The organism is Cumulibacter manganitolerans (assembly GCF_009602465.1).
GTDB classification, from domain to species: domain Bacteria; phylum Actinomycetota; class Actinomycetes; order Mycobacteriales; family Antricoccaceae; genus Cumulibacter; species Cumulibacter manganitolerans.
This window is the reverse complement of sequence record NZ_WBKP01000007.1, coordinates 52,011-67,913: the sequence shown is the minus strand read 5'-3', so window position 1 is coordinate 67,913 and position 15,903 is coordinate 52,011. Positions and strand designations below refer to the sequence as shown.

Sequence of the window (15,903 nt, the reverse complement as noted above, 5' to 3'; positions counted from 1 at the left end):
ACTTGCCGACTGGCCGCCGGGACCGAAGTCCCGACGGCCAGTCAGTCGTTCAAGCGGGAGAAGAAGCTACTTCTTCAGGACCCACTCGTAGGCGTTCCACAGCGCGCCACCCATCGAACCGCTGTAGGTCAGCGTCGGCGACAGACCCTCGACCTGGGCAACCATGTCGCTGAACTGGTACAGCGGCAGCGAGTGCTGGTCGTCGGCCATGATCTGGTCCATCTTGTGCAGATCGTCGTCGAGCTTCTTTGCATCGAGCTCCTGCAGGGCCTGCTTGGCGATCTTGTCGAACTCCGGGTTGGAGTACTTGTTGTAGTTCGCGCCGCCGTTGGTCTCGTAGTTCGGGATCGAGGCGGTCTTGAACGGGGTGCCGACCCACGCGAACAGCGCGGTGTCGAAGTCCGAGGCGGGCAGCCGCTCGGAGTTGAACACCTGGTCGACGTCGTCGTTGATCTTCATGCCGGCCTTGGCGCAGGACGCCTGGACCAGCTGGGAGATCTGCGCCCGGTTGTCGATGACCTTGTGGCCCAGACGGAACTCGACCTTCTTGCCGTTCTTCTCGTAGATGCCGTCGGCACCCTTCTTGAAGCCGGCGTCCTCGAGGGTCTTGGCGGCCGCCTTGACGTCGCCCTTGCCGACGTCCTTGTAGATGTCCTTGTAGCCGTCCTGGGTCGGCATGAACATGAACGAGCCGAGCGGCTTGGTGTCGGGGTTCACGTCGGCGACGAGCTTGTCGATGATCTCCTGGCGGTCGACGCACTGGAAGAACGCCTTGCGGATAGCCTTGCCATCGTCACCCTGGAACATCGGCAGCGACATGTTGAAGTCGATGTGCTCGTAGGTAGCGCCGGCGTACGCGTTGAACACGACGCCCTGGCTCGACTTCAGCTGCGAGGCGAGCGCGCCGTCCGGCTGCGGCTGGATGACCTGGACTTCCTGGTTCTGCAGGGCCTGGACCTGCGACTGGCCGTCGCTCATCGCCTTGAGGGTGATGCTCTCCGGGCCGCCCTTCGGGCCCCAGTACTTGTCGTTGCGGACGAGGACGACCTGCTCCTCGGAGGCGGACTGCAGCTTGTACGGGCCGGCCGACAGCGACGACTCGGGCTTCAGGCCGCTGAACAGGCTGATGTACTGCTGCGCGAACGCGGACAGCGCGGGGGAGGTGTCGTCGGCCTTGAAGGACGTGACGTCAACACCTCCGGCAGCCTTCTCGACGACGTGCGCGGGGACCATGCCGGTGAACACGGCCTTCCAGTCCGGGTACGGGGTGTCGTACACGGTCTTCACAGTCTTGCCCTCGGGCCCGTCGGGGCACTCCGGCGGCTGCATCTGGTCGTAGCCGGAGGTACCGGCGGGATCGAACGCAGGGCCGGCCTTGCCGTCGGCGCCGGTGGTGGTGCCCTTGGAGACCGCCTGCAGCCACTGCAGGTAGAAGTCCTTGCACGCCACGGGCTGGCCGTCGGACCAGACGGCCTTCTGGCTGATCTTGTACTCGACGGTCTGCGGGTCCTTGCTGGTGACCTTGACCGAGTCGAGCAGGTCGCCGTCCTGGCAGACGTTCAGCTTGGAATCGGCGATGTAGGCCCAGGGCTGCAGGAGCGCGCTGACGCCGGAGTTCGCGAAGTTGTTCGCCGCGCCGGTGTTGTTGTTGTAGTCGTGCGCAATCTCCTCGACGCCCACGGTGACGCCGCCGCTCTCATCGACCTTGGGGCGATGGAACGCAGCTTCCTTGTCGTCCGGGCACAGCGTGCCCTTGCCTCCGCCCGCGGCGGATCCGGACGACGATGACGACGAATCGCTGGCAGTGGAACAGCCGGCGAGCATTGCCGCAGACACGGCGACTGCTGCTGCAGCACTGCCGATGCGAGCCAATTTCATGAGTTTCCTCCGGGCCAATACGGGGCACGAGACCCGAGGTCATCGGGTGTTGAGGCTCGCGCGCCCATACCTACTTCCCACTTTGATCGAGTGACCAAGTGGGTTCCACATCGTGGAATGGACGAGAGTTTACACACGGCAAACCCACGGAGACGTCAACGCTCGGTCACAGGTTGACCGATTCTTTGATCGTGAGCATTCCGTTACCCATCGGTAACGGAAGTGAGGCTCGTCGATTCTTGCCAGCGGGCCGATTCGTCAATGACGAAACAGTCCTTGACGCCAGACGGCAGGCGCCGAGGAGGGCGACGCATCGATTGGCGCCCGCCGACGGCGAATCGATCCGCCGTCGACGGTTCTCGTGAGACCCGGACCACACTTCGCCGACCATAACCGCAGGTGGCGGGGTCATTGCAAAGGTCTTTAATCGTCACTGTGACACTTTGAAGTCGATGCGCGAGTATCTGAAAAAGGGGTCTCCGAGCCACCCCAGAGACCTGGCAGCTCAGCCCTGCCGCTCAGACGACGCGAACGAGCCGCCGAGCCGCCGAGCCGCCAGCGGATCGTCGAGCGACGGGCGGCTCGGCTCGCCGTAACTCGCGCGGCGCGCGTCGATCGGCGGCAGAACAGTCTGCAGCCAGTCGATCGGCCCGGGCTGGCAGCGCACTGCACCCTGCGTAGTCCTGCACCGCCCTGCGCCGATAATCGACATTATGTCACCCTGGCACCTGTGCGGCGCGGGGAGCTGCGGTTTCGGATCGGGCCTATGCACAACGGGTGGACGGGTCGGTCCTCTGTCGGTGCCGAGGTCCTTCCGATGTGCGCACCTCCGACGCGGCGCAGCACGCGACGGCCGACGCAATTGACAGGAAATTCGGCCTCTGCCTACAGTCCCCGGATCATCGAACGACCAGGGCGCCGCACCGGCGCCACTCCGGGATGCATGAGGGAGAGCCGCATGATTCGGCGCACCTGGCAGAACATCGATCTGGACGCCTGGCAGCAGGCATGTACAGAAGACCCGCAGCTGCAGGAATTCCTGATCGCCGCCGACGTGACCTTCGGCCTTCGCTCGGCCGATCAGTCCGTCCAGTTCGTCTGTCGCGACGGTCAGCTGCAGGGCGCGAGGTCCGACCAACCGGACTCTGCTGATTTCACGCTGTCGGCCGCGCCGGAGGACTGGTCGAAGTTCTTCCAGGCCGTTCCACCTCCGTCGTACCAGAACTTCTTCGGGATGCGGATGCGCGTGGCGTCCGCAGCCGTCGAGGGCAGCGAGCTCGCCATGGCTCAGCACATCCAGATCGCCCGTCGGGTACTGGAGATCGGCCGAATGACGGCGAACGGCGGAACGTCCGGAAAACCGGACACGGGCCCCGACGTGCCCGCTGCGAGCAAGGCGGCGATCCGGTCGGGCTACGTCCAGATCGAGACCGGTCAGGGGCCGCTGGACATCTTCTACGAGACGGCCGGACAGGGTCCTGACGTCCTGCTGCTGCACACCGCGGGAGCGGACGGGCGCCAGTACCACGACGTCATGACCGATCCCCTGCTGACGTCACGGTGCCGGCTCGTCACCTTCGATCTGCCGGGCCACGGACGGTCGGACATGATTCCCGGAGCTGCGTTCGGGTCCTACTCCCTCACGACCGATTACTACGCCGACACGGTCTTCGCCGTCATCGATGCACTCCAGCTCCACACCCCGGTGGTCAGCGGATCCTCGATGGGCGGCGAGATCTGCCTGGAGGCTGCCTTGCGGGCGGCCGGCCGCCTCCGCGGCGTCATCGCCTGCTCCGCGACCGATCACGTTCCGGGCCGCAGGGTGCCGTGGGCACGCAATCCCCAGGTCGACGAAACCGTGTTCGTGCCTGAGTGGGTGTATGGCCTGATGTCCCCCACGAGCCCCGAACGCTATCGCCGCAAGGTCTGGTGGGGATACTCGCAGGGAGGATTCAACACGTTCAAGGGCGACATCGACTTCTACAGCGGTGAATGGGACGCCCGTGAACGCGTCGCACAGATCGACACCCGCGACTGTCCCGTCGTGATGATGACCGGGGAATACGACTATTCCTGCACGCCGGCCATGTCGGCTGCGACCGCCTCGCGCATCCCCGGCGCGACGTTCTGGGAGATGGCCGGACAAGGACATTTCTCGATGGCCGAGAATCCCCCATTGTTTGCCGAGTACTTCATCAGAGCGCTGGACCACCTCGGCGTCTGACATGCTCAGGTGCGCGCTGCCCGACTGTCGCGGCCTCACCGTCCGCCTGAGTTCGGCCGAATGCTGCGGGGCTGCGCTCCAGCGCAACCCCGCAGCCTCTGCCGGCATCGGTGACGTCAGCCGGTGATGGTGACCGCCGGCTCGGTGTAGCCGTCGAAGCTGAGCGTGTAGGTGTAGCCGGTCAGCGCGATGCTGCTCGCGTCGACCTCACTGGTCCAGTTGGGGTTGGGACAGGTCGCCTGCTCCTCGAACTGCGCAGCGCTGGGTGTCATGCCGGACGTCAGCGTGGGGACCGTCAGACGCCCGTTCTCCGGTGACAGCGCACCGGTGCTGGACGCCACCGAGGTGGACTGCGAGTGCGACTCCACGACCTGTCCGCCGTGGTTGCGGCAGTTGACCGTCGCCGCGTAGGTGGCGTCGAGGCTTGCGGTCGCATCGATGTTGCCGACGCCCGCGAGCTCGTACGACCCGCAGGTGACGACTCCCCCGTCGACGGTGCAGTCGGCGGTCGTTCCCTTCACGAAGTGGGTTCCGTTGGGCGCATTGTCGAGATCGACGGTGGTCGCGGCGTACGCGGCGGTGCCCATTCCGAGCATCATCACCGCTGCCGACACGATGGTACCGAGTCGCTTCATGGCAATTCCTTTCCGAGAACGTTACTTCTGTGGACCGTTTCGGGAACCGCATGCCCTAGCACAACCAGGACACGTTCCAACACCGTGGAAATACGGTCCCCGGTCCTCACGGTAGTGGGCTCAGCAGCACCGCCGCAATCTGGAACCCGGGCAATTCATGGCTCTGATCAGCGGTTTTCGCTCTGCGCCTGGCCGTGCGGCCCGTTCGGCGGCCGCGGCTCTCCGGAAAACGACGTACCGGGTGCCACCTGATCACCCCGGGTGGACAGCGGGTCTCCTGGCTGACGTTTTCCGGAGAACGCGGGCTCGTGCTCGGAGTCGGTCAGGTGGTAGAACCGACCTAGCCGATGCGCTGCCGCTGGTGGGACCCTCCCGACGCACCGCAGGGCAGCCGAGCTTCCCGACCAGGAATGGAGCCGCCGTGCCGTCGTCCGAAAAGCCACTGGAGAAGAAGTTCGCGGACGTGCTGGGGCGTCGCATGGCGTACGCGGAGGTCGGTAACGGAGATCCGATCGTCTTCCTGCACGGCAACCCCACGTCCTCCTACCTCTGGCGGAACGTGATCCCCCACGTCCAGGCGCTCGGCCGGTGCATCGCCCCGGACCTGATCGGGATGGGCGACTCGCAGAAGCTCGCGGATTCTGGACCCGGCAGCTATCGGTTCGTCGAGCACCGTCGCTACCTCGACGAGCTCCTCGAGCAGCTGGGCGTCACCGAGCGGGTCACCTTGGTCGTGCACGACTGGGGGTCGGCCCTCGGCTTCGACTGGGCCAACCGTCATCGCGACGCCGTGCAAGGAATCGTCTACATGGAAGGAATCGTCCGTGAGGTCACCTGGGAGGACTGGCCGGAGGCGGCGCGCGGCGTGTTCCAGGGATTCCGGTCCGAGGCCGGGGAAAGGCTGATCCTGGAGAAGAACATGTTCGTCGAGCGCGTCCTTCCCGCCTCGGTCCTACGCCCTCTCACCAGCGCTGAGATGGACGTCTACCGCGCACCCTTCCTCGAACCGGGCGAAGATCGCCGGCCCACCCTCACTTGGCCGCGCGAGATACCGATCGAGGGCGAACCGGCTGATGTCTGCCAGATCGTCAACGACTACAGCAACTGGCTCGCCGCGAGTCCGGTGGCCAAGCTGTTCGTGAACGCCGAGCCGGGCTCGATCCTGACGGGGCCACAGCGCGAGTTCGCGCGCACGTTTCCCAACCAGCAAGAGGTGACGGTCGCAGGCATCCACTTCATCCAGGAGGACTCCCCTGACGAGATCGGCCGCGCGATCGCCGACTGGTACCCGACGACCTCAGATTCCCGCCGGACCTGAGCCTCGGATTTGGGTATCTTGTGGCCACAACGCGCCGGTCCTGCAGGGCCATTGCCAGGAGGGGGACACAGTGCGGCCTGGTGACCCAGCGGTACCGGGACGTCGGCGGCCGGCAGTCGCTCCCGCCCATGAAGGCTCGACGGCGGAGCCCTCGGACTCTCCTCCGAGGTGGTCGTCGGGCTCGAGGCGCTTCAGGCGCGCGCCGCAGAGGTGGAATGCCTGCTGGCGAGGACCCGGGCGCCGGCCACCGCCCGGTGGCTGCCCACGCTCGCCTGGTTGCGCCATCACCGCGAGCTGACGCCGTGGACCGTCCTGCTGCGCCGGAACGGCGCGTTGGTCGGCGCCGCGCCGCTGGTGCGCGCGCGGCGTCGATTCGGCTACCGGGTCGGCACCATCGGTGAGAGCAGTCTGCCCAGCGCGCTCCCGGCGGTCGACACCGTCAGCGCGCGCGCTCTGGCCGCCGCGGTCCACCGGCATCTTCGCGCGCTTCGCGCACCCTGGGTCTTGCGGTTGGATTATCTGGAGATCACCGACCCCGTGTTGGTCGCGCTGATGCGCGAGGTGCCTCGCGCTGTCAGCTCGCGGCAGTACTCGCCCCGGCTGGTGTTCCAGGAGGGCACTCCCCTGAACGCCCATCTCTCGCCCAACACCCGCTCCGCCCTTGCCAAGGCGCGTAATCGCATCAAGCGGGACAGCCTGCGCAGCGAGATGCGATGGACGTCGGATGCGAGCGAGATCAGCGCGATCGTCCCGGAGCTGATCGCGCTCTATCAACGCAGGACCATCCAGCTGGGCCAGAATGTCTCGCTGCTCGCGGACGCCGGCTACCGCCAGTACTTCGCAGACATGGTGCACGCCCTCGCACAAGACGGGAGCTGCCGCCTTCTCACCCACCGGCTGAACTCGGAGCTCGCCGGTTACGCCCTCTGTCTACAGAGCGCGGACATCCTCGACGTCTACTCCAACCGCATGGCGCCGGAGTGGATGCGGTACAGCGCTGGCGCGTTGGCCAACGCCGAGGTGATCCGCATGGCACACGGCGATCCGGTGATCTCGGCCGTCGACTGGGGCACAGGACTCCAGCGGTACAAGCTCAGTGGAGCTGCGACGATGTACCCTCACCGATGCCTGGAGGCGTGGTCCAGCGATCTGGCCTACCACGCGTGGCGCACCATCAGGCGCGCGCGCGAGGGGCGGACGCGGGGATCGGGGGGCGCTCGCTAGTCCGCTTGGTTGACGTTCCCGGCTGCGGAGCAGCGCGCTCGCCGGCGGCGCGGCCCGCGGTGTACCGTCGCCCCATGGCGACTCGGGAGCCCGGCGCGACGACGATCAAGCCCCTCGCCGTCGATACGTGGGACCTGTTCGCCGCGCTCGTCGAGCGGCACAACGGCATCTTCGGCGGGTGCTGGTGCACCTGGTTCCACCCCGCCTGCGCGGAACGCGCGAAGGGCTACGACGGCAGCCGAGCGTTCAAGCAGCAGCTCGTCGCGACGGGCGCCGCGCATGCTGCCCTCGTCGTTCGTCCAGGGGACGACGGCGACGAGGCGATCGCGTGGGCACAGTACGGAACGCCCGCGGAGCTGCCCAACATCCACCACCGCAAGCAGTACCTGGCCGATCTCGCGGCCGCGCAGGACGCCGAGCCGGACTATCGGATCACCTGCGTCTTCGTCGACCGGCGGTTCCGGCAGCACGGGCTGGTCACCACCGCCCTGCACGGCGCGCTCGACCTGATCGCGCAGGCCGGCGGCGGCGTGGTGGAGGGGTATCCGCACATACCCGGCGAGCGGCGGCTGTCCTCGTCGTTCCTCTACAACGGCACCCGCGCCGTGTACGAACGCGCCGGCTTCGAGTTCGTCCGCCCCAAGGGGCTGAAGAACACCGTCATGCGTCGCACCGTCGAACCGGCCTAGGACGCCGCCGTCCGCGCCCTACTCCTTGGCGACCGCCACTCCCCGAAGGTCGGGGAATCCCGTCGAGCCGAGCTCGAAGCCGGAGACGTTGTCGTTGAAGGCGCTGAGCACCTTCAGCTGGCAGAGAGTGATCATGTGGTTCGGGTTGTCCACCATGTCCTGCATCATCTCGTGGTAGATCGGCGCCCGGTCCTTTGCATCGACCGGCGTCGATGCCTTCAGTGCGAGGTCAAGGGTGGACTGCGCCGGAGGGTTGCCGACGCTGTAGATCGATCCCGGCAGCAGGTACCGCGAGGCGACACCGTGCGGGTCGGCACTGCCGGAATACGGGTTCACGTTGCCGACGACCGTCTTGGCGACCGAGAAGCTCTCCACCACCTGCGGCGTAGGCACCTGCTCGATCGACATGTCGATGCCGACCTCGCTGAGCTGCTCCTGCAGCACTTCCGACAGCTGCACGGTGTAGGTGACGTTGGTCGTCACGGCCGGCATCGCGAACCCGTCGCCGACGCCCGCCTCCTTCAGCAGCTTCTTGGCCTTCTCCACGTCGTGCGGCCAGATGTCGAGGCCGTCGCCGATCTCCTCGTTGTACGCCCAGCTGCTCTTCGGCCAGGGCTGGATCTGCGGGGTGCACAGCCCCTCGAAGAAGCCGTCGCCGATCTCGACGCGGTCGACCGCGTAGTTCAGTGCCTCGCGCACCTTGGGATCGTCGAACGGCTCCTTCGCCGAGTTCACCAGCAGGTACATGTACACCGAGGACGGCGCCGCGGTGACGGTCAGCCCGTCGGCGACCGCGGTCTTGACCTGCGGCGGCCGCATCACGGCCCCGTCGACCTCACCGGAGTTCAGCGCATTGAGCCGGGTCTGATCATCGGTCATCAGCTTGATGTCCATGGTGGCGACCCGCTGCGCGTCGGGGTCCCAGTACCCCGCTCGCTTGGCGTACGACGCGGTGTCTCCCGCCTTGAACGACGTCACGGTGTACGCGCCGGCGCCGACCGGCTGCGTATCCAGCGTCCCGGCGGCGGCCGCCGCCGGAGAGACCATCATGCCCGGACGCTCGGCCATCGCCGTCAGCAGCGCACCGAGGCCGGAGTCCGCGACCAGCCTGACGGTGTACTGATCGAGGACCTCCACCGCGTCGAGCTGCTCGATCTCGGTCGCGATCCGGCTGCCCTGGCCCTTCGCGCGCTCGAGATTCACCTTGACGGCCTCTGCGTTGAACGGCGTCCCGTCGGAGAACGTCACGCCCTCGCGCAGCTTCATCACCAGCGCCTTGCCGTCGTCACTGGTTTCCCAGTCGGTCGCGAGCATCGGCTTGACCGTGCCGTCGGGAGCATTGAACGCCAGCCGGTCGTAGACCGGGGCGAGCGTGACGAAGTCGAAGCCGGAGACGCTCTTGATCGGATCCCAGCCGGGCGTCATGACGCTGTACGAGTACGAGAAATGACCGTTGGGGTCGTAATCGTCGGCGAGCTTGATCTTGTTCGAGAACTCTTCGGCAACCTCCTTGGACGTCTCGCGGTTCGGGGCGCCGCCGCAGGCGGCGAGCAGCAGCGCTGAGGCGCCGAGCGCCGCAATGGTTCGGATCTGCCGTGCACGCTTGTTCGCTGACACGAATTCACTCACCCACTCTTGGAGTCGAAGGCCCACGGGCTGTAGCCCGTGGATGAGATTGCAGTGATCATTAACACCATCGCAACACGAGTCAGACGGTCAGCCAAATTGCGACACGCCGCACAGCGAACGCACATGCACGGTCTCCCACATGGTGGACGGTCCGTGCCGCCGTTCCGAGGGCGTGCGGCCCGACCCACTCGCTACCATCGGCGCAAGCGAGCGGCGGGAACGAGGACGACGATGGCAACCATGCGGGCACTGGTCGGCGGCCTCGGACCGGACTGGGAGCTTCACTCCGTGCCGCGCCCAACAGCGGGTCCCGGCGAGGTGCTCATCGAGGTGGCCGCGGCAGGCCTCAATCGCGCCGACCTGCTTCGGCTCCGAGGCACCTACAATGCGGCACTCACCAAGCCCGGGACCTTCATCGGCGGGCTGGAGTGCGCCGGACGCGTCATCGAGGCGGGGCCCGGCGTCATCGGTGTCGACCTCGGCCAGGCGGTGATGGCCGCGAGCGGCGGCACCCTCGCCGAGTACGTCGCCGTCGACCACCGCCACGTGCTTCCCGTACCGGACGGCGTTCCGCTGGTCGAAGCCGCCTCATTGATGGTCGGCCTCGCCACCGAGCACGACGCGCTCGTCACCCAGGGCGGATTCCGCGCCGGACAGTCCGTTCTCGTGCTGGGTGGAGCATCGTCGGTCGGCCTCCTCGGGATCCAGCTGGCAAAGGCGTTCGACGCATCGCTCGTCATCGCGACGACGCGGTCCCCGGCGAAAGTCCGCGCGCTGGCCGACGCAGGGGCAGACGTCGTGCTCGACACCGGCTTCGACTCGTTCACCGCCGAGGTCCTGCGCCATACCGCGTCCACCGGCGTCGATGTCGTGCTCGATCATCTCGGGGGTCGACCGCTCGCCGGCTCCGTCGCGGCGACCAGAGTTGGTGGGACGATCATCAACATCGGCCGGCTCACCGGCCCCGAGTCCACGATCAACGTCGACGACCTCGCCTTTCGTCGCATCCGGTTGCAGGGCACCACCTTCAGCGTCCGGACCGCCGAGGAGCGTGCGGGCGTGTACGCCGCCTTGCGTCCGGCAGTCCTGCCCGCCGTCGCACAGGGAAGAATCCGCGCGGTCGTCGACCGGGTGCTTCCCATGGACGAGGCGAAGGCGGCCGCGGACTACATGCGGTCCAACCGGGCGTCGGGAAAGGTCGTGCTCACCATCGGCACGGCTTTGGACGACCAGGGCGGTTGACGGCCGCCGATCCCCTGCAAACAAAGGACCGCCGTGCTGGCCTGGCCAGCACGGCGGTCGTTCATGGGAGGAATGCTAGGTGAAGATGCTGACGCCGCCGGGACCCACCAGGAGCCCTACGATGATCAGGACGGCGCCCCACACGAACTGCCGCCGGACGAGGGCGAAGATTCCCGCGATGACGAGAATGGCGGCGATGATCCACAACACGGTATTCATGGGTCCTCCTTGTTCGGGTGTCTTCAAGGTACCCGGCCGGGGGCAGTTCCATGCGTGTTTTGGGGTGCACTCCTCCACCGAGTAACCGATTAGAGACCCGACGGTTCCGCCTCGAGCTCCGGCTGGATGGGTCGCGTCTCGTGATGCAGCGGCCGTAACGCGGTGGTCTCCTCCAGCCAGAACAATGCGTCGTACCGGCGTCCCATCGCCGTGGCCACGTAGTTCCCGCGCTCCGCAGCGGGATCGTAGACCACGCCGATGGCGCGGTGCCCGCGCGGCTCGGCGAGCCAGGATCCGGAGCGGTCGGCCCCGAAGTCCAGGATCGCCGGGCGTCCCAACGCACGGTGCAGCACATCCTCATGCGTGCCCGGCCTCGCCTTCGGCACCGGAAGGCACGACTCGGCGCCGCCCCACGCTCGGGCCGCGAGGACCGACCCACGATGACCGGCGAACCCGATCAGCCCCACACCCTCGGTGGCGTGGCGATCGCGCACCAGCTGACCGACGTTCACCAGCCCGGCGTGCGCCATGTCCGTGGCGCGGGCATCACCGATGTGGCTGTTGTGCTCCCAGATGATCCCTTGGGACGTCGGCCCGAGGTGCCGCGCGATCCGGTCGATCGTGTCCGCCATGTGGTGGTCCCGGATGTTCCACGAGGACCGGTCGCCGCGCAGCATCACGCGGTAGTAGCGCTCGGCGCCGACCGCGACCTGGGCGTTCTGCATGGCGTCGAACGCAAACTCGTCGTCAGGGAAGCTACGAGTCCGGCGCAGCGTCTCCACCAGCAGGGACACGACGGCCGCTTCGCACGACTGGGGCACCAGCCGGGCCGCACGTGCATAGCGATGCGGGTCCTCGCCGTACGGCCAGAAGCACTGCCACGCATGGATTGCGGCGCTCACCGCCTCCGGCGCGTAGGCATCGAGCCAGGTCCTGATCGCGCGAAGTGAGTCCCACAGCGAGTAGACGTCCAAGCCGTAGAACCCGACGCGTCGCTCGGTCGGACGGCCCAGATTCCACCGATGCAGCCAGTCCAGGAAGTCCGCGACATCCTCGTTCGCCCACATCCACGTCGGCCAGCGCTGGAAGCCGGCGAGCAGCCCCCGCGCATCCAGCGCCTGGTCCTGCTCTCCGCGGACCCATCGATTGATGCGCCAGCAGTCCGGCCAGTCGCCCTCCACGCCGATCCAGGTGAAGCCCTTCTCCTCGATCAGCCGCCGGGTCAGCTGAGCGCGCCAGCTGTAGTACTCGTGCGTCCCGTGCGACGCCTCGCCGATGCAGACGAAGCGGTCCGGGGCGAACCGGTTCACGACGGCCTCGAGATCGTTCGGACCGCTGAGCGGCCGGGCCAGCGCGCGCACCTGCGCCAGCGCCTCGCGATCGATCGTCCGACTGGTCGAAGGTTCCCAGCTCATCGCGGCCGTCCTCTCTCATCGGCGCCGATCTCGGCGGCCGCATCGAGCAGCCGCACCACCTCGTCGTCGGTCGTCTGGTCGAAGTCGCGATAGTGACGGCCCACCGCCAGGAAGGGGTCGGGCGTGCGCGCGACGACCACCTCGTCGGCCCCCGGCAGGCCCTCGAGCGCCTCGACGGGCCCGACCGGCACGGCCACGACGACCCGGGCGGCGCCCAGCCGGCGCGCCGCGGCACAGGCGACCTCGACGGTGCGGCCCGTGGCGATGCCGTCGTCGACGATCACCGCCGTGGCTCCGCGCAGATCGGCACGTGAACGCCCGTGACGGTACCGCTCGATCCGCGAGTCGAGTGCGGCGCGCTCGCGGGCCTCGACCTGCGCGAGCTCGGCGTCCCGGACGCCGGCACGCGCCATCAGCTCGCGGTCGACCACCCGGTAGCCGCCCTCGCCGATAGCCCCCATCGCGAGCTCGGGATGCGTCGGAAGGCCGAGCTTGCGGACGACGATCACGTCCAGCGGCGCACCGAGCGACCGCGCCACCTCGAAGGCGACCGGGACGCCGCCGCGCGGCAGACCCAGCACGACGACGTGCTGCCCGCGCAGGCTGCGCAGCCGCTCCGCGAGCCGCCGGCCCGCATCGACGCGGTCGACGTACTCGTCTCGCGCCACGGCATCCACCCCGTCTCCGTGATTCCCACAGGTGCCACCGCTCCAGTCCCAGCCTCGCCGGGTCGTCTCGTGACCGGTAGGGACCTTCGTACCCGGATCGGGCGAAAGCATGCGCCGGCGCGGTCCGCCCGGGAAACAGCGGGACCGGCGCCGGCTCGGCTAGCGCACCGGCACGACGGCCACCGGGCAGGTCGCGTGGTGCAGCACTCCCTGGCTGACCGATCCGAGCAGCGTCCCGGCCAGGGCATGCCGACCGCGCGACCCGACGACGAGCAGCTTCTGACCACGACCGGCGGCAAGCAGACCCACGACCGGGCGATCGCGCAGCACGCTGGTGCGCACCCGCACGTCGGGGTACTTCTCCTGCCAGCCGGCCAGCGCCTCCGAGAGCCACGCCTCGGTCTTCTCCGGTACCGCGGCGGCCGACCAGCCGAGCGCGCTCAATGCATCCCGGTGCCAGCAGAGCACCGCGCGCAGCGGAGTGCCGTGCCAGCTGGCGTGGTCGAAGGCGAAGTCGAGGATGGCCTGCGAGTCGGCGTATCCGTCGATGCCGACGACCACCTCGGTACCCGAACCGCCGTGCTCCGTCTTCTCGCCGACCACGACGACGGGGCAGGCCGCGCGGGCCGCCACGGCCGTCCCCACCGACCCGAGGAAGGACGCGCCGACCGCCCCCAGGCCCCGCGAGCCCAGCACCATCACCGCCGCGCTCGCGGACTCCTCGAGCAGGACGGCCGCTGCCGAGCCCTGCTCCGCGCGGGTGGTGACGCTGACCTCCGGCGCGAGCTCCGAGACCCTGCGCGCGCCGCCGGCGACCACCTGGGCGGCGCCGGCACGGACCACCTCCAGCTCGCTGAGCAGCTGCTCGCCGTAGCCCGGTACGGGTCCGATGTCCGATGCGGAGGGATAGGCGCAGACCAGCCGCAGGGGCCGCTCTCGTGCCGCGGCGTCGGCGACCGCCCACGTCAGCGCGTGCTCGGCATCCTCCAGCCCGTCGTAGCCCACCACGATGGGTGCCATCTGCGTCCCCCTCACCGTCCTCGCTCGAGGACCCGTGCCAGGAGCATCGCGCAATCAGGGGGCGGCGGCCAGGGCCTAAATGCCCCTTCGCGAGCGATCCGCGGCTCACGCCATGGCGTCGCCGGTCTCCAGGCCGACCAGCTGCGCGGCAGCCCAGTTCTCCTCCAGGCGGTTGGTCATCATGATGAGGTCCTGCAGCTCGCCGTCCCGCCTCTTGATGAAGCCCTGCAGCAACGCTTCGGCCTCGAAGCCGAGCTTGCGGAACATGCCCACGGTCGCGGTGTGCTCGGCGGTGACCTCGACGAAGACGTGCGACAACCCCGCCTTCAGCGCCTCGCCGATGGCGGCCACGACGAGGTTCGTGGCGATCTGCTGCTGCCGGAAGGCCGGGTCGACGAGGAGGGTGATCTCGCCGGTGTGCGCCGACATGCCGCGGCCGCGGCGGATGCCGATCATGCCGCGCACGACGCCGTCGTCAGCGACGTCCACCAGCCGCAACGGATCGCGCTGCGACGACCACTCGGCGGCCAGCGCGGCGTCCGCGCCCTCGGCCTTGTGGAACGCGCGTTCCTGCTCGGGAATGGTTCTCAGAAAGGCCTCCAGCGCTTCCTGGTCGCCCGGCTCGCAGGTACGGATCGTCATGCCCGCTCCCCCAGCTCGCTGCTGTGGCTGCTGAAGAAGTCCACGATCGCGGGGATCGTGATCTTCTTGGCCGTCCCTCCGAGCACCAGTCCCACGTGCCCGGCCGGGAGCACGACCTCGTTGTAGACGCCCTCCGGCACGAGATCGCGGAGCGGGTACGACGCGGCCGGCGGCACCAGGTCGTCGCGTTCGGCGACCACCGACAGGATCGGGATGTCGATCCTGTCCAGCGCGACCGGCCGGTTGCCGACGCGTGCCGTGCGGTTCACGAAGCCGTTGCCGTTGAGGAAGTCGCGCACGAACTGCTCGAACGCGACGCCCGGGAAGTTCACGTGGTCGCGCACCCATCCGGTCATCGCGGCGTGCGCCTCGATCGCACCCGACTTCGGGTCACCGGCGAGCTTCTCCCACAACCCGACCGCCTGGGTCACGTCGTAGGTCGGCGTCCGCATCGCCAGAGTGCGGGCCACGACCGCGGCCGGCACGATGCCCTCGTCGGTGATGACGTCCCGCGGGCGGATCGAGCCGTCCTGGAACGGCTGGGTGTAGACCGGCATCTTCCGGAAGTCGACCGGTGCCGCCAGCGTGGTCAGCGCCCGAATCGGCGAGTTGCCCCGGCTTCCCTGGTACATCAGGCCGAAGATCGCGCCGAAGCAGTACGCGATCACGTGGATGCCCGGGCTTCCGCTGTCGCGCTGGGCGATCTTGAACGCCCGCGGCAGGTAGAAGTCGACGTACGTCTCCATGGAGTTCGCGGACTCCTCGTGGTCGGGCTGGCCCCAGTCGAGCACGTAGACGTCGTACCCGGCGTCCCCCAGCTGACCGACGAAGCTCTTGCCCGGCAGCAGGTCGAACACGTAGGGCCGGCTCACCAGCCCGAGGAACGCCACGATCGGCTCGGCGTGCCGCCGGTTCTTGCTCGGGTACTTCCAGAGCCTCACCTTGTCGCGGCTCCCGACGAGCACGCGGGGAGTGGGGTTCAGGCCCTCGCTCTTGTCCATCGTGAGGTAGCTGATGCCGTTTCGGGCACGGTTGGTCGCGGTGCTGAGCTCCCGCCTGATCGCGCCCACGAGGTCCGGCGTGCCGAAGGTGCGGGCCAT

Annotated in this window: 15 protein-coding genes; 5 read left to right on the top strand and 10 right to left on the bottom strand. The window is 68.1% G+C overall.

The features are described 5' to 3' along the window. Positions 1–66 precede the first annotated feature (66 nt). Together F8A92_RS04375 and F8A92_RS04370 are read right to left on the bottom strand one after the other, a co-directional pair. Positions 67–1,836: an ABC transporter family substrate-binding protein gene (locus F8A92_RS04375; RefSeq protein ID WP_194291355.1), complete on the bottom strand. Its 1,770-nt coding sequence runs from the start codon at positions 1,834–1,836 to the stop codon at positions 67–69. A gap of 547 nt (positions 1,837–2,383) precedes the next feature. Next, positions 2,384–2,590, bottom strand: coding sequence for a hypothetical protein (locus F8A92_RS04370; RefSeq protein WP_153503700.1), 207 nt, complete (start codon positions 2,588–2,590; stop codon positions 2,384–2,386). Positions 2,591–2,695: 105 nt separating this feature from the next. Between F8A92_RS04370 and F8A92_RS18895 the strand changes: the two genes are divergently transcribed. Continuing rightward, complete coding sequence (locus F8A92_RS18895) at positions 2,696–4,102, top strand: alpha/beta fold hydrolase (protein ID WP_228389192.1); 1,407 nt, start codon at positions 2,696–2,698, stop codon at positions 4,100–4,102. A gap of 116 nt (positions 4,103–4,218) precedes the next feature. Here F8A92_RS18895 and F8A92_RS04360 read toward each other — a convergent pair whose 3' ends face one another. Continuing rightward, entirely contained in the window at positions 4,219–4,737 is a 519-nt protein-coding gene (locus F8A92_RS04360; RefSeq protein WP_153503698.1) for a hypothetical protein, read from the bottom strand. 421 nt (positions 4,738–5,158) lie between these two features. Here F8A92_RS04360 and F8A92_RS04355 point away from each other — a divergent pair, with 421 nt between their 5' ends. The 3 genes from F8A92_RS04355 (at position 5,159) to F8A92_RS04345 (ending at position 7,968) form a co-directional block, all read left to right on the top strand. Then, positions 5,159–6,055 carry a haloalkane dehalogenase gene (locus F8A92_RS04355; RefSeq protein ID WP_228389191.1) on the top strand — a complete coding sequence of 299 codons (897 nt, stop codon included), beginning with the start codon at positions 5,159–5,161 and terminating at the stop codon, positions 6,053–6,055. Between the two features lie 168 nt (positions 6,056–6,223). After that, on the top strand, positions 6,224–7,279 hold the full coding sequence (locus F8A92_RS04350) for a GNAT family N-acetyltransferase (RefSeq protein ID WP_153503695.1): 1,056 nt from the start codon (positions 6,224–6,226) through the stop codon (positions 7,277–7,279). 74 nt (positions 7,280–7,353) lie between these two features. After that, positions 7,354–7,968 (top strand): GNAT family N-acetyltransferase, encoded by a 615-nt coding sequence (locus tag F8A92_RS04345; RefSeq protein ID WP_153503693.1) that lies wholly within the window; start codon positions 7,354–7,356, stop codon positions 7,966–7,968. A gap of 18 nt (positions 7,969–7,986) precedes the next feature. On the opposite strand, the gene F8A92_RS04340 is transcribed toward F8A92_RS04345, so the two are convergent. Further along, positions 7,987–9,585, bottom strand: coding sequence for an ABC transporter substrate-binding protein (locus F8A92_RS04340; protein WP_153503691.1), 1,599 nt, complete (start codon positions 9,583–9,585; stop codon positions 7,987–7,989). A gap of 243 nt (positions 9,586–9,828) precedes the next feature. On the opposite strand from F8A92_RS04340, the gene F8A92_RS04335 reads away from it, so the two are divergent. Then, a complete protein-coding gene (locus tag F8A92_RS04335) occupies positions 9,829–10,839 on the top strand; it encodes a zinc-binding dehydrogenase (protein WP_228389190.1) in 1,011 nt (336 codons plus the stop codon). 75 nt (positions 10,840–10,914) lie between these two features. On the opposite strand, the gene F8A92_RS18540 is transcribed toward F8A92_RS04335, so the two are convergent. The 6 genes from F8A92_RS18540 to F8A92_RS04310 form a co-directional block, all read right to left on the bottom strand. Next, the gene (locus tag F8A92_RS18540; protein ID WP_194291354.1) at positions 10,915–11,058 is read right to left on the bottom strand and encodes a GPGG-motif small membrane protein; all 144 of its coding nucleotides are present in this window, start codon (positions 11,056–11,058) and stop codon (positions 10,915–10,917) included. Between the two features lie 89 nt (positions 11,059–11,147). Beyond that, complete coding sequence (locus F8A92_RS04330; protein ID WP_153503689.1) at positions 11,148–12,473, bottom strand: erythromycin esterase family protein; 1,326 nt, start codon at positions 12,471–12,473, stop codon at positions 11,148–11,150. Continuing rightward, entirely contained in the window at positions 12,470–13,141 is a 672-nt protein-coding gene (locus F8A92_RS04325) for a phosphoribosyltransferase (RefSeq protein ID WP_228389189.1), read from the bottom strand. The genes F8A92_RS04330 and F8A92_RS04325 overlap by 4 nt, the downstream gene beginning before the upstream one ends. Before the next feature lie 159 nt (positions 13,142–13,300). Continuing rightward, positions 13,301–14,161 (bottom strand): universal stress protein, encoded by an 861-nt coding sequence (locus F8A92_RS04320; protein WP_153503685.1) that lies wholly within the window; start codon positions 14,159–14,161, stop codon positions 13,301–13,303. 105 nt (positions 14,162–14,266) lie between these two features. After that, entirely contained in the window at positions 14,267–14,803 is a 537-nt protein-coding gene (locus tag F8A92_RS04315) for a GNAT family N-acetyltransferase (RefSeq protein WP_153503683.1), read from the bottom strand. Next, positions 14,800–15,903, bottom strand: a complete 1,104-nt coding sequence (locus F8A92_RS04310) for an alpha/beta fold hydrolase (RefSeq protein WP_153503681.1) — start codon at positions 15,901–15,903, stop codon at positions 14,800–14,802. Before F8A92_RS04310 ends, F8A92_RS04315 begins: the two co-directional genes overlap by 4 nt.